At 57.4% G+C, this 11868-nt stretch carries 14 protein-coding genes; 13 read left to right on the plus strand and 1 reads right to left on the minus strand.

Translation table 11 applies throughout. The features are described 5' to 3' along the window. Position 1 precedes the first annotated feature (1 nt). Positions 2-2050, minus strand: a complete 2049-nt coding sequence (locus tag KF767_03950; protein ID MBX3017019.1) for a TonB-dependent receptor — start codon at positions 2048-2050, stop codon at positions 2-4. 71 nt (positions 2051-2121) lie between these two features. On the opposite strand from KF767_03950, the gene KF767_03955 reads away from it, so the two are divergent. The 13 genes from KF767_03955 to KF767_04015 all read left to right on the plus strand — a co-directional run bounded on the left by KF767_03955 (position 2122) and on the right by KF767_04015 (position 11826). Next, positions 2122-2535: a hypothetical protein gene (locus tag KF767_03955; GenBank protein ID MBX3017020.1), complete on the plus strand. Its 414-nt coding sequence runs from the start codon at positions 2122-2124 to the stop codon at positions 2533-2535. 38 nt (positions 2536-2573) lie between these two features. Continuing rightward, positions 2574-3086: a transposase gene (locus tag KF767_03960; GenBank protein ID MBX3017021.1), complete on the plus strand. Its 513-nt coding sequence runs from the start codon at positions 2574-2576 to the stop codon at positions 3084-3086. Then, complete coding sequence (locus tag KF767_03965; GenBank protein ID MBX3017022.1) at positions 3083-3352, plus strand: hypothetical protein; 270 nt, start codon at positions 3083-3085, stop codon at positions 3350-3352. The genes KF767_03960 and KF767_03965 overlap by 4 nt, the downstream gene beginning before the upstream one ends. Before the next feature lie 345 nt (positions 3353-3697). Continuing rightward, positions 3698-3892 (plus strand): hypothetical protein, encoded by a 195-nt coding sequence (locus KF767_03970; protein ID MBX3017023.1) that lies wholly within the window; start codon positions 3698-3700, stop codon positions 3890-3892. A gap of 55 nt (positions 3893-3947) precedes the next feature. Continuing rightward, positions 3948-4139, plus strand: a complete 192-nt coding sequence (locus KF767_03975; protein ID MBX3017024.1) for a hypothetical protein — start codon at positions 3948-3950, stop codon at positions 4137-4139. Between the two features lie 9 nt (positions 4140-4148). Next, positions 4149-4661, plus strand: coding sequence for a prepilin peptidase (locus tag KF767_03980; GenBank protein ID MBX3017025.1), 513 nt, complete (start codon positions 4149-4151; stop codon positions 4659-4661). After that, positions 4658-4951 (plus strand): hypothetical protein, encoded by a 294-nt coding sequence (locus KF767_03985; protein ID MBX3017026.1) that lies wholly within the window; start codon positions 4658-4660, stop codon positions 4949-4951. The genes KF767_03980 and KF767_03985 overlap by 4 nt, the downstream gene beginning before the upstream one ends. Before the next feature lies 1 nt (position 4952). Next, complete coding sequence (locus KF767_03990) at positions 4953-5603, plus strand: hypothetical protein (GenBank protein ID MBX3017027.1); 651 nt, start codon at positions 4953-4955, stop codon at positions 5601-5603. 38 nt (positions 5604-5641) lie between these two features. Then, positions 5642-6142 (plus strand): hypothetical protein, encoded by a 501-nt coding sequence (locus KF767_03995; GenBank protein MBX3017028.1) that lies wholly within the window; start codon positions 5642-5644, stop codon positions 6140-6142. A gap of 12 nt (positions 6143-6154) precedes the next feature. After that, on the plus strand, positions 6155-7060 hold the full coding sequence (gene cpaB, locus KF767_04000) for a Flp pilus assembly protein CpaB (GenBank protein MBX3017029.1): 906 nt from the start codon (positions 6155-6157) through the stop codon (positions 7058-7060). A gap of 133 nt (positions 7061-7193) precedes the next feature. Then, positions 7194-8714, plus strand: coding sequence for a pilus assembly protein (locus KF767_04005; GenBank protein MBX3017030.1), 1521 nt, complete (start codon positions 7194-7196; stop codon positions 8712-8714). Beyond that, positions 8714-10939: a Flp pilus assembly complex ATPase component TadA gene (gene tadA / locus KF767_04010; protein MBX3017031.1), complete on the plus strand. Its 2226-nt coding sequence runs from the start codon at positions 8714-8716 to the stop codon at positions 10937-10939. Before KF767_04005 ends, tadA begins: the two co-directional genes overlap by 1 nt. After that, on the plus strand, positions 10939-11826 hold the full coding sequence (locus KF767_04015; GenBank protein MBX3017032.1) for a type II secretion system F family protein: 888 nt from the start codon (positions 10939-10941) through the stop codon (positions 11824-11826). The genes tadA and KF767_04015 overlap by 1 nt, the downstream gene beginning before the upstream one ends. Positions 11827-11868: the final 42 nt, after the last annotated feature.

The raw sequence follows: 11868 nt of genomic DNA on the forward strand, positions 1-11868 counted from the left end.
ATCATCCTTCGAAATTCAGTCCCAGGAAGAGCGTGCGACCCGTCGCCGGTCGCAAATCATAGACCTGCGCGGTGCCGTCGACCATCGTCGCGCGGCGCTCGTCCAGCAGATTGCGCACGCCCAAATACACTTCCAAGTTCCGGTTGATCGGGCGGTTGTAACGCAGATCCAGAACCGAGTAACCCGCATACGCTTCGGTGTTCGCGATGTCGGCGTAAGCGTCGCCGTTGTAGCGCCAAGTGGCGTTCAGGTTTCCGCGTTCACCCGCGAATTCGTAAAACAAGTTCAGCTGCCCTAGATAGAACGGGCGATTCGGTACGTAAAGGCCGGTTCCTTCGTCACGCGCGCGGGTGTAGACGAACGACGGCGACAACCGCCAGGCCGAGGCGAACTTCCAAGCGCCCGCGAGCTCGAAACCTTGAATTTGCACTCGGTCCAAATTCGCGAACCGGAACGCGCGTTCCGAGGTCCCCGTCGCGATTTCGGTCGTGGTGATCAAGCCGCCAACGCGGTTGTAAAACAGATTTCCGTTCGCGCTGTAGTCCTGACCGCGCGCGATTTCGATACCCACCTGCGCGCTGACGGATTCTTCGGGCCGCAAATTCTCATCGCCGTAAACCACGTAACCCGCGAACGAGCGGTGATCCAACAAGTAGTAGCGTTCCTTCAGATTCGGGCGGCGGAAACCCGTCCCCACCGAGGCCCGCACCGAAGTCGTATGGCCGTCGATCCAATCGGCTTGGTGCAGCCAGTTCACCTTGGGATCGATGTGCATTCCGAATGCGGGATCGTGGGTCAATCGCGCGCCCGTGATGATCTCGTGACGATCACGGATCCAATCGTCCTGCGCGAAGATTTCGATGGAGTCTTGCGAACGACCGGCGACTTCGACGCTATCGTAAACCGTGGTCGCGTCGATCGCGGTGCGATTGCGTTGATCGAGGGTCTGCTTCTCCGCGACGGCCCCGACGCTCACGACATGTTCGTCCGTCGGGTTGAAGTCCCACTGCATTTCCACGCGTTGGCGGTCTAAAATCGCACTTTTGCTGGATTCCACGACCGCGGTCGTGGGGTCGTCTTCCATATCCAACTTGTCGTCCACGCGCTCGCCAAGGACGTAAACCGAAAACGTGGACGATTCCGACGGACTGACCTGATAACCGGCGCGCGCGCGCAGGCGTTTGATGTCGCCGCGGTTCTCGACCGGCAGGTAGCTCGCGTTGGGTTGCAGGCGGGCGAAGTAGGTCGTCGCGGACTCGTCCGCATAACCGGCCTCGAAGTTCACTTTGCGACGCTCACCCAGCTCACGCTCGTAGAAAAGACCGACCTGATTCTTTTCAAGATCGGGCGTATCACGCGTCACCGTTCCGGGGTCACGATCGATGCTCGCTTCCGCTTGACGGCTCAGACTGACTTTCCAGGCGTTTTGGCCCCGCCGCGCACTGGCCAAACCCTTCACCTGATTCGGCGCCGAAGGATCCACGCTCCGCCGTGTCCCCGCCCGCGTCTCGTCCGCGGGGAAGAATTCTTTCATCAGATCCAGCTCGTAACTGAAGCCGTCTTTCGGGCGTTTCGTGATGATGTTGATCACGCCGCCCATCGCCTGACCGCCGTAAAGCGCGGACGCCCCACCCTTCACGACCTCGATCCGATGAATGTCGTTCGCCGAAATTTGCGTGAGGTCCACCCCGGCCGAGGAGTTTTGCAAAATGGGCGCGCCGTCGATCAGAACCAAGACATGATCACCGCCCAGACCTTGCAAAACCGCGCTCTGTCCAGTCTTGCCGGTGGCGTTCATCAACGTGACGCCCGGGATCTCCAGCAAGGCCTCGGCCGCATTCCGCAAACGACGCTCACGGATTTCGGACTCACTGACGACCTCGGTTTTCACCGGGCCTTCTTTCAGGCTTTTCGGCGTACGCGTCCCGGTGACGACCATATCGTCGAGTCGCATCGCGCTTTCATTGGCGGTGTCTTGAGCGAAGGATTGGGAAATCGCGGTGACCAGGAATAAACCCACCCACAAACCGCGGCGCATTGACGTTGTCATTACCGCTGTTATAACCAATTCTAGTAAGGGGTCAGGGAGCATTCTGATCCTTCCGAAAGGATGAAAACAAAATGACAAAAGCATCTCTCCTTCTCGCCTTCTCTTTCCTTTTTTTCACGGCCGCGCACGCCGATGAGGGGACCGCCACCCCGTTTACCGACGTCGCGTTCGACGCCGCCCCCTCGGTCAAAGTGACCGTCGATGGCGATGAACTCTACCTCTTGGCTGTCAATGGTGTCGCGCGGGCGAACATCATGCAAGCTTGCGAAGCGGCTTACGGCGCGCAGTGCGGCTGCATGTTCGCGGAACGCTTCAGTGAAATGATGGCCAAAATCGGCCAGCCCGTCGGTGCGACCGCGGACCTGCGCCTTTATAAATTCACGACCCACGAGGTTGTGACAAAAGTCGGACAATCCGTGTCCACGGCCAATTTTGACGAAATCAAAACAAATCGCGAGCTGCGCAACGAACTCTGCTTTCCGTAAGGTTGACCCGGCCGGGCGCTGGGGTAGGATTGAAAACCATGAAAAACACCATTTCGCTTTTCGTGTTGATCCTGACCACCACCTTCCTCGGCGCCTGCTCGCCGAACAATGAGATGGTGGCTTCCCAACGCTCGCCGGAGTTCTTCAATCAGTTCATGAATCCGGCGGCGGATTTCTCGGTGGCCGAATCCAAAATCGGCGAACTCAAAGTGATGGAAGTCGGCGCTGAATACCCGATGCGCTACGTCCTTTTCCAAGATGGACGCTTTTACTACCAGATCGACAAGCTCGGTGACGGCACCGGCTGGTGGAAGTTGGAAGGCGGCGGTCTGGAGTTCACGGCGGTTCGCCCCATCTTCGACATGCACCTGTATTTGTCGGCCGCCGATGCGCAAACCGATGCGACCGTCCTGCGCTTCAACGACCGTCACGGCTTCAACTCGGTCAATATCCAACTGCGCGATCCGAGCGCCAATATGACGTCGTTCGGGATCGTGCCCACACGTTTGCCCGAGCTTCGCCCCTTCACGGCGCATCCCGCAGGGATATGATCGCCCGGCCTTCCCTTTTCCTCGCGGCCGCGCTCCTCAGCTCTTGCGTCACGAGCCGGCCCGACTCGGGTCCCGTCACGCGACGTCCCTCAAGCCTCGATGTTCAACGCGCCCAATGTGAAATGAACTCCTCGCAGCTCGTGCTGGTGATGACCGGAAACGCGGGGCATATCGCGGCCGGACACGAAGCCGACGGTCGCTTCCACCATCCCCAAGAAATCGCCGACTTCGTTCGTTCGAACCCGACCGGCACCAACCCGGCTTGATGGACAAGCTCGCTGGAGCGACTCTCGATTCCGCGCAAGCTTACTCGAAGTTCATGCAGAAAATCGGCGTGATCTCCCTCTGGAAACGCGTCGAACGCGATCTTCCCGAACGCCCACATTAGCTCCGGATTTTTTATTGTTTCAGAGGGAAATCGCCTAGGTTTTTGACGAATCCAGGCCCCTGTCAAAAGCGTCGACATTCGCTTTCAAGATTCCGTCGCACCGTCGTCTCACGACGGGACCGATTTCCAAAAAACCCCGCAATTTTCAGTCACGGCGGCACAATAAAGCTAACAAACCGGAACGATTTTTCCGATGTGGAGCTTGTGAATGAAAGGGGTTTTTATGAATAAACTTAAAACTTTCGCCCGCCGTTTTATCAACGATGAATCGGGTCAGGGTATGGCCGAATACGTCCTGCTGATCGTCGTCGTCGTCGGCGTCGCCTTCATGTTCCGCAAGAACATCATGAGCATGGTCCAAGATAAAATGACCAGCGTCTCGGGCGAATTCCAGAACTTCAACGTCGAAGGAAAGTAGTCCTCGAACTCTCTAAGTTGGGGGGCCGTAGAGCTCCCCAACAAAGAAGGCGTTTATGATTCTTGAGTACATCCTACTTCTCAGCATGATCGTACTCTTCGTCGTGTCCGTGGTCTTCACGGGGCCCAATAAAGCATTCAAAAATGCCGGCCCCAAGCTCGCGGCGCGGGTCGAAAAACAGCTCATTACGGGCGACCGCTTTTCACGCGATGGCGTCACTCCCGCCACCGAGTGGAAGGAGAAATAGATTGGGCCCATGGAATGGAATCTGCTCAACATCGTTGCTATCGGGTGCCTGACCGCCGCGGTCGTCGCTGACCTGCGCACGCGCAAGATTCAGAACATCCTGAGCCTGACCTCCCTGGTCCTGTGTACACTCGCCGTCATTTATGTTTCGTCCACGCAATCCACATCGCATTGGACCGAGCCCCTGAAAGCTTTTGGCCTCGCTTCCGTCATCGCGCTTTCGTTGTTCGCGATGAAAGTCTGGGGCGGCGGGGATGCGAAGATGTTTATCGCCGTTTCTCCACTCCTGCTTTTCGCGGAAACGCCGATCTACCTTCTATGTTGTCTCGTTTGGGGATCGGTTCTGGGATTGACGTCAGCGCTCCTGAACGCCCGCATGGGCGCGATGATCAGCAATTTGTCCGTCCTGCTGATTCACCGCAAGGGCGTCGATCAATCGCACCTCGTGAAGGTGCCGTTCTCGGTCGCACTCCTCCTCGGATACCTCAGCCTGATGACCTTACGCGGACTGGGGGCCTTATGAGCCGCAGCCCCCGCTCACAGCAAGGCCAAGCACGTTCGCGCCATCAGCGCGGCCAAGCCATTGTCGAGTACATTCTCCTCATGGTCGTCCTGATCGGCGTGTTCGGCGCGATCATGAACATCCTCAAAGGCAACGACCTCGCCACGCGCTTCACCAGCGCGCCTTGGGAAAAAATCAACGGCATGATTCAGTGCGGGAACTGGGTCGGTTGCGGCGTCAATCAGACCGCGCCCGGCGTTCACCCGAATACGCAGAACCGGGTCCTCACTCTCGACCCGAAGAGGATGTGAGATGGGCACGCGCGGAACCCCCTCCTACCTTCGAAACAAATCGCGCGATCAACGCGGCGTCATCGTCGCGGATTTCGTTTTCTCGATCGTCCTTGCGGCCGGCCTGGGCATGATCTTATTCGCGATGTCCTATACGCTGGCCGTCGTCGAAGTCACCCAGTACATCAGCTTCTCGGTCGCGCGCGCGGGAATGGCGGGACATAAAACCGCGCTCGAACAAGAGAATAAGGCGCGCGCGAAATACACTCAGCTGACGACCAGCAAAGGCGCAATCGGCAGTCTGTACGCCACGTCATGGTTTCAATTGGGTTCGCGAGATAAACTCGATGTCCGCCAAGGACCGACCGGTAACGGCGAAATGTTCGACCAAGATTTGGCGGGCGGCGCGGATAAACGAAACTGGTTCATCGGCGTCAGCATCCCTCTCACCGTCGGTCTGCTGAAGATGAAATTGCCTTTGATCGGCGACACCGCCCCCGACGAGGACGACGGCCCGCAAACCGCGCTCAACTCGATGCTGATCCGCGACCCCTCCGAAAAAGAGTGTAAAGACTTTTACGAGCAACGTCGTTCCGCGCTCAAAAATCTGCCCGCCGGTCGTCAGTTCTACCAAACCGGATCCTACGTACCGCTGGAGGACAACGGATGTTAAAACCGTCGACCCCGCGGAAAACGCGCGCGCAAAAAGGAATGGCTTCGGTCGAAATCGTGCCGATCCTGCTTCTTTTCGCCATGCTCTTCAACTTCACGCTCGGCTTCTTCGGCGTCATCCACGCCGGAATTCTGAATAGCATCGCCGCGCGCAACTACGCATTCGAGACTTTCCGCAATCGGACCAACCTCACCTACCTGCGTGACGTCGATCTACGAGGCGCGAACGAGGAAGTCGAAGCGCGCTACACGAAAGTGGGCTTCCGTTTTCACGGGATCATTTCCGAAAACAACCGCGGCTCGCAGGATTGGATCGCGACTCAACGTCCGATCCGGTTCACGGATGCCGGCGGTATGGACGAAGCTCTAGGTGACAAGGGCGATCACACGACGTTGGTCCGGTCCATTCAAAGTACGGGAAAAGTGTCCGATACGTTTACTGGAATGTCGGCGGAAGAAGGAAAAAGCGGGGTCAATCCCGTTTGGTTGCAGACGCTTTACGGAATTTGTCTGAACTCGAAATGTGGACCGTCGAACTAGAAGGAAGAGCAGATGGGTAACGAAACCAGGACATTATGGATTTCGGTTGGAGCGGGGCTGTTCGCCATGTTCCTCGTATACTCGTTCCTTCAAGAACAAAAAGCCGAAATCGTGAAGCCCTACGGCGGCAAAATGAACGTCGTCTTCGCGCTGAAAGACATTCGCGAACTCGACACCATTGACGACACGATGATCGAAGTGCGCGAGATGCCCCAAAGCTTCGTCGTGCAAGGCCAAGCGGTCCGCAATCCCGAAGACATCATCGGCTACGTCGCGGCGGCGCCGATCCAAAAGGGCGAACAAATTCTTTCGAACAAATTGCTGCAACCCGGTCCCGACACCGGAATTTCGTTGCAAGTTCAGCCCGGAAAACGTGCCCTGGCCGTTCCGATCAACGAATACACGGGCGTAGCGCGCCTGATCCGTCCCGGTGATCGTATCGACATCGTCGCGGCCGTGGACGTCGGCAAAGGACAGAATCAACGTCGCGAAGTCGCGACCATCATGACCGACATCACCGTTCTCGCCACGGGCGTGAACGTCGTGAACAACATTCCCCGCTCGGTGGAACTCGATCCCGATACGGGCAAGATCATGCAGACGGTGCTGACGGGCGACACCCGGTACACCTCCGTGACCTTGGAGCTCTCGCCGAAGGAAGCGCAGGACATCGTGTTCTTGCAGACCGCCGGCGCGGGAAACATCTACTTCACTTTGAAAAATCCGAATGACCGCAATTCGACACAACGTCTGCCGAGTTCGGTGGCCGAAACAATCCTCGGACGTCCTTCGTTCGAGCCTTCGGCACCCGCCCCGGCACCGCCGGTCATTCAAATTCCGCAGCAACCGGTGCCGGTGGCACCCGCGCCGGCCGCAAGGCCGACGCAACGGCCGCGGAAAGGTTTCCGTCCGCTATAGTTGATTATCGTTCACTGGGTTTGGGTTGGGTTCTGGTTCGGGGGCGTAAGGGGAGATCATGAAGACGAGAACGCAAAATTTCAAAGTCGCTGCGGGACGGGTTTCGACCTGGTCCCGTCTGTGCTTTGTGGCGATGCTTTCGCTCGGGATCTTGATGCATGTCGCACCCGCGAGCGCGCAAGAACTGCCCGGCCCCGCGGAAGAAACCGCGAAAGAGCCGACGAAAAAGCCGAAACGCTCACGCCGCTTCCTGACGCTCACCGTGGGTGTCGATCAGGATGAAAAGCTGCCCGTGAAGATGAAGAACCTGGGGCGTGAAAACCTCAAAGGGACTTGGCGACGTATCGTCAGCGTGACCTTCTCGGAAGAAATCAACACCCTGCGGTTCACGCCGAACCGCGAAGGGGTCGCGACCCTCGTGGTCATCGATGCCAAACAACGGGTCGTCGCCGAGTACCGTATCGAAGTGCGCAAAAGCCGTTTGGACGGTATCGCGCGTGAACTCAAAGGTCTACTGGGCGATATCGAAGGTATCTCGATCAAAATCGTGAACAACAAGGTCATCGTCGACGGGCAAATCGTCATCCCGAAAGACATGTACCGCATTCACACCGTCGTGAAACAATACGGAGATCAAGTTTCGTCGATCGTGACCCTGTCACCGATCGCGCAGAAACGGATCGCCGAGTTCATCGAAAAAGACATTCAGAACCCCGAAGTGCGCGTGCGCGCTTTGAACGACAAATTCATCCTTGAAGGCACGGTCAACAGCGACGATGAACGCAACAAGGCGGAAATCATCGCGAAGGCCTACGTTCAGCCGACCTTCCTGGAATCGGCGATTCAAGACGGTATCGTCCGCGCGCCCCGTCCGGCGAACGACGGGATCATCAATTTGATTTCGGTGCGCCCGTCCGCACCGCCGCCGCCTTCGAAGACGGTTCAATTGGTCATTCACTACGTCGAGCTGAAGAAGGACTACCAACGTGGATTCCGCTTCCAGTTCATGCCGAACCTGCAAGATCAGTCGACCCTGTCGTTCCGTGCGGGACAACAGCAGGACGCCGACAGCGGATGGAGCATCACGGGGATCATCGATCAATTGCTGCCCAAGCTGAACTGGTCGAAGCAGCACGGCTACGCGCGCGTTCTGGAGTCCACAAGTTTGATCGTCCAAGACGGCAAGCGGGGCGTCCTCAACTCGATCCGCGAAATCCCCTATACCACCGCCGCCGGCGGCGATACGGGCGGCCTGGTCACGGCGTTCAAAGATGTCGGTATCGCCACGGCGATCACCCCGGTCATCTTGGGTGAACGCTCGGATTCACTCAGCCTCTCGATGGAATTCGACATCAGCTCGCTGGTCGGTTTGACCGACGCGGGTCCCCTGACCTCGCGGAACAAGATCACGAGCGACATTGTCGTACGCAGCGGACAAAGCGCCGCGGTCGGCGGCTTGATCTCGAACCGCGCGACGACGAACTACAATAAACTGCCCAAGGACGTTTCGGACAATCCGATCATCTCGCTCTACGCGTCCAAGGATTTCCAACGCGATCAAAGTCAATTCGTGGTCTTCGTCACGCCGATCATCAAAAGCTCGGCTTCCAGCGGGTCCGAAAAGATCAAACGTAAGTTCCGTCTGAGGGATTAATGCTTTTAAGTCCTGGTTGTAACGTCATTGCGGTCGGTGGTGGTAAAGGCGGCGTCGGTAAGTCCGTCTTTTCGGCCAATTTCGCCCTCGCACTGATGATGGAACTGAAAACCCAAGTGCTGCTGATCGATGCCGACGCACGTTCGTGCGGTGACCAGAACGTCATCCTGGGCGTGCGTCCGAACAAAACGATCGCCGAACTCGCGGCCTTCCAAGGATCGCTGACCCCCGCCTCGATTCCGCAAATGGTCACGCAGCTGCCCTCGGGCCTGTCGTACATCGGCGCCGTGCGCGGACCGGATGAAACGCTGAAAGTAAATCCCGAGGCTTTCATGAAGCCCCTGGAATTCCTTTCGCGCCACTTCAAATACATCATCATCGACGTCGGTACGGACTACGGCCCGTTGCAAACGACGCTGATTCAAGAATCGACCGCCCTGATGATCTTGACCGTGCCCGAAGTGCTGGTCGTGAACCAGACTTTGCGCATGATTCAAGAACTCCTCGTCGCGACCATGCCGCAAGAGATGTTCCAGCTGGTGATCAACAAAGTCGGACCCGGCGCGCTGTCCCCGCAGGCGATTTCGCAGACTTTGCGGATGCCCGCCTTGGGTCTGATTCCGCAAGACGATGCGACCACCGCCATGAGCCTGAGTAAGTCGACCCCTTTCGTGATCGGCGCCCGTCAGGCTCCGATCACTGCGGCTTATCACGACCTCGTTCGCAAGCTGACCGGCGGTACGCTGCAAAAGCTGAAGTCGGTGCAAAAACCGCAAGGCCAAGTCCAAATTGGCCAAGGCCGCAACGAAACGGTGGCCGCGCAGAAAGAGTCCGCGGCGCTGATTCACGCGGGCCAAGAAGAACTCGATCCCCGTAACGTGCTGAAGTTGCGCGTCCACGGCGAACTCATCCGCGCCATGGACTTGAAAAAGGGCGTCGCCGACACGAATGGCGATCCGCAAAAAGAAGAAGCCCTTCGCCAAAAGACGCTCGCGATGATCACGACCCTCGTCGACAAAGAATCGCCGAACACCGCGCGTGACGAACGCTCGCGGATCATCAAGGAAGTCCTTGAAGAATCCCTTGGGCTGGGGCCTTTGGAAGATTTGCTGGCCGATCCCGCCGTCACCGAGATCATGGTGAACGGATACAAAAGAATTTTCATCGAGAAATCGGGAAAAATTCAGCTTTCCCCCACGACCTTCACATCGAACCATCATTTGCGCAACGTCATCGAACGTATCGTGACGCCGCTCGGTCGCCGTATCGACGAAAAGACTCCGTACGTCGACGCCCGTTTGCGCGACGGTTCCCGGGTGAACGCCATCATCGAGCCCCTGTCGATCGATGGCCCCGCACTGACCATTCGTAAGTTTAAAAAGGGCGGAATCACCCCCGAAAAATATATGGAATTCGGTTCGGTCTCGAAGCCGATGCTGGATTTCCTAAAAATCTGCGTCGAGAACGGATTGAACGTCGTCATCTCTGGCGGTACCGGATCTGGTAAAACCTCGCTTCTGAATATGATCTCGGGCTACATCCCGGCGACGGAACGTATCGTCACCGTCGAGGACGCGGCCGAGCTACAAATGAAACAGGAACACGTCGTCCGTTTGGAAACCCGTCCCGCCAATATGGAAGGAACGGGAGCCGTAACGATCCGTGACCTCGTCAAAAACTCCCTGCGTATGCGCCCCGACCGGATCGTCGTCGGGGAAACGCGTGACGGCGCCGCCTTGGACATGCTCCAGGCGATGAATACCGGTCACGACGGTTCGATGACCACGACGCACGCGAACAGCCCGCGCGAGTGCACCGCACGTTTGGAAACGCTTTGCTTGATGGCCGGAATGGATCTTCCGGTCGCCGCGATTCGCGAGCAGATCGCCAGCGCCGTCCACATCATCGTGCAGATCTCGCGTCTGTCCGACGGAAGCCGTAAAGTCATCAGCATCACCGAGGTCTGCGGACTGCAAGGCGGAACGATCACGATGCAAGAGATCTTCCGCTTCAAAGAAACCGGCTTCGACAAAAACCGTAAGATCGTCGGCGTTTTCCAGGCGATGGGTTTGATCCCCTCCTTCATCGAAAAACTCGAGCAGAAGGGCGTCATCATTCCGCGCGATATGTTCTCGAATGAACCGCCGAAACCCGCCGCCCAGGCCGCGCCCAAAACTTCGCTCATGCCGACCATGCCCGGCATGAAGAAAATCGGAGGCAAGTGATGGATATCATCAACAAGCTCCTGGGAAGTCATTGGATCGCACTGCCGCTGATCGGACTTTGCGTCGCGACCATCGTGTACATGTGGTTCGACAAGATCCTGAATAAAGTCATGGGAAGCGCCGCGAGCAACCGTTCCGAAATCCTGCGCTACCTGAACCTCATGCACGTGGAAGTGAATCCCCGTCACGTCGATTACCTGCTGTTCTTTTGCAGCTTCGGACTCGGCTTGGCGTTCTTCCTGCTGCTATGGCCGCGCGCGACGATCGGATTGATCATCGGTGGGACCGTCGGTGGCTTCATGTGGCGCGTCCCCTTGCTGCTGATCCGCTCGCAGTGGGAAAAGCGAAATCAGAAGCTCGTCGATCAGATGGTCGACGGCCTCACCATCATGGCGAACGGGATCAAAGCCGGTCTGTCCGTGCCCCAATCCATGGAACGCGTCGTGGAAAATTTGCCGAATCCGATCAGCCAGGAATTCCGCCTGGTCCTCAGTCAGATCCGCATGGGACGCAGCGTGGAAGAGGCGCTCCTGGACCTGGGGGAGCGTATTCCCAAGGCCGACGTCCAGATGTTCGTGACGGCGATCAACATCCTGAAAGAAACCGGCGGTAACTTGGCCGAAACTTTCACGACCATCGTCGTGACGATCCGCGAACGTCAGAAAATCGAACGTAAAATCGAAGCGATGACCGCGCAGGGAATCATGCAGGGGTTCATCGTATCGATGGTCCCGATCGGTTTGATCGCGCTTTTCTACTTCATCGACCCCGGATACATCATGCCCATGTTCACCTCGACCTTGGGCATTATCCTTCTGATGATCATGTTCGCATTCATCATTATCGGTGGTGTCGCCATTCGAAAAGTGGTTACAATCAAAGTGTAATCACATCGCGGCCGTAGGCCGTACGGACCCTTTTCGATGGAG

It is taken from the genome of Pseudobdellovibrionaceae bacterium (genome assembly GCA_019637875.1).
Classification (GTDB): domain Bacteria; phylum Bdellovibrionota; class Bdellovibrionia; order Bdellovibrionales; family Bdellovibrionaceae; genus JAHBUW01.

What these genes read in the sequence shown, in the direction of transcription:
- tadA (MBX3017031.1), top strand. Translation starts at nt 8,714, where the DNA reads ATGCTTTTAAGTCCTGGTTGTAACGTCATTGCGGTCGGTGGTGGTAAA.
- KF767_04015 (MBX3017032.1), top strand. Translation starts at nt 10,939, where the DNA reads ATGGATATCATCAACAAGCTCCTGGGAAGTCATTGGATCGCACTGCCG.
- KF767_03985 (MBX3017026.1), top strand. Translation starts at nt 4,658, where the DNA reads ATGAGCCGCAGCCCCCGCTCACAGCAAGGCCAAGCACGTTCGCGCCAT.
- cpaB (MBX3017029.1), top strand. Translation starts at nt 6,155, where the DNA reads ATGGGTAACGAAACCAGGACATTATGGATTTCGGTTGGAGCGGGGCTG.
- KF767_03960 (MBX3017021.1), top strand. Translation starts at nt 2,574, where the DNA reads ATGAAAAACACCATTTCGCTTTTCGTGTTGATCCTGACCACCACCTTC.
- KF767_03965 (MBX3017022.1), top strand. Translation starts at nt 3,083, where the DNA reads ATGATCGCCCGGCCTTCCCTTTTCCTCGCGGCCGCGCTCCTCAGCTCT.
- KF767_03980 (MBX3017025.1), top strand. Translation starts at nt 4,149, where the DNA reads ATGGAATGGAATCTGCTCAACATCGTTGCTATCGGGTGCCTGACCGCC.
- KF767_03955 (MBX3017020.1), top strand. Translation starts at nt 2,122, where the DNA reads ATGACAAAAGCATCTCTCCTTCTCGCCTTCTCTTTCCTTTTTTTCACG.
- KF767_03975 (MBX3017024.1), top strand. Translation starts at nt 3,948, where the DNA reads ATGATTCTTGAGTACATCCTACTTCTCAGCATGATCGTACTCTTCGTC.
- KF767_03995 (MBX3017028.1), top strand. Translation starts at nt 5,642, where the DNA reads ATGGCTTCGGTCGAAATCGTGCCGATCCTGCTTCTTTTCGCCATGCTC.
- KF767_03990 (MBX3017027.1), top strand. Translation starts at nt 4,953, where the DNA reads ATGGGCACGCGCGGAACCCCCTCCTACCTTCGAAACAAATCGCGCGAT.
- KF767_04005 (MBX3017030.1), top strand. Translation starts at nt 7,194, where the DNA reads ATGCTTTCGCTCGGGATCTTGATGCATGTCGCACCCGCGAGCGCGCAA.
- KF767_03970 (MBX3017023.1), top strand. Translation starts at nt 3,698, where the DNA reads ATGAATAAACTTAAAACTTTCGCCCGCCGTTTTATCAACGATGAATCG.
- KF767_03950 (MBX3017019.1), bottom strand. Translation starts at nt 2,050, where the DNA reads ATGACAACGTCAATGCGCCGCGGTTTGTGGGTGGGTTTATTCCTGGTC.